Raw genomic sequence first — 1,030 nt, 5'->3', positions numbered from 1 at the left:
CCCACACTGGCCCCACACTGATCAGCCACCACCGGATAAGGCCGATCAACAGGCAACTCCAAACGCTCAGGCATCCCGGCCAGCGCCTGCTCCCAAAACTTCAACTCCAGAGCAATGGCACTGCGCGGATCAGACTCCTCCCCCAGCCACTCCTGTTGCCACAGCGTGTAATCGGCATACTGCACCGCCAACGGCGTCCAACCCGGCGCCCGACCGGCGCACCGGCTGGTATAGGCCACACTCAAATCAGCGGTCAGCGGCCTTAGCGACCAGCCATCCGCGGCGATATGGTGCATCACGATCACCAGCATGTGATCGTCATCGACGATGCGAAAAAGCCTTGCCCGCAGCGGGATCTCGGTGGCCAGATCAAAGGTATGGCGTGCCGCGGCGTCGATGACCTCAGCCAGCCGGGCTGGTGACCAGCTGCTGGCATCAACAACGTCCCACCCAAAATCTGCCTGCTCGACAGGAATAACCACCTGCCGGGGTGTTCCCTCGACCGTGGGGAACACAGTGCGCAGGCTTTCATGACGGCCCACCACATCGGTCAGCGCCGCAGCCAATGCATCAACATCGAGCGGCCCACTTAACCGCAGCGCAGCTGCGACGTTGTAGACCGGCGAGGGCCCCTGCAACTGGTCGATAAACCACAACCGGTTCTGCGCATACGACAACGGAACCACCGCGGGCCGCTCAACCGGCGTCAACCGCGGCAGCCGACTGACGCCCGCACCGATGCGCGGCGCCAACTGAGCGACCGTGGGTGTGTCGAAGATCGTGCGGACGGTGAGGTCAGTGTCGAGTGTGGTGTTGATGGCCGCGATGAGGCGCATGGCGGAGAGTGAGTCTCCGCCGAGGTCGAAGAAGGAGTCGTCGATGCTGACGTGGTCGTGTCCGAGTGTGTGGGCGTAGATGGCGGCCAGGATTTGTTCGGTGGGGGTGGTGGGGGCGCGGTAGGCGCTGGTGGAGGCGCAATCTCGGTTGAATCCGGCCGCCGGGGCGGTACTCAGCGCGCTGTGGGTCCTGT

1 protein-coding gene is annotated in these 1,030 nt (G+C 64.0%); it reads right to left on the bottom strand.

Going from position 1 to position 1,030, the window contains the following annotated elements; genetic code table 11:
* The coding region (locus A5744_RS22480; RefSeq protein WP_240563156.1) for a condensation domain-containing protein at positions 1 to 1,030 on the bottom strand (1,030 nt) is incomplete at both ends.

Origin of the sequence: Mycobacterium sp. IS-1264 (assembly GCF_001954195.1) — a bacterium.
In the GTDB taxonomy this organism is placed as follows: domain Bacteria; phylum Actinomycetota; class Actinomycetes; order Mycobacteriales; family Mycobacteriaceae; genus Mycobacterium.
The sequence above is the reverse complement of the archived record's forward strand: the minus strand, read 5'-3'. Positions and strand labels throughout refer to the sequence as shown.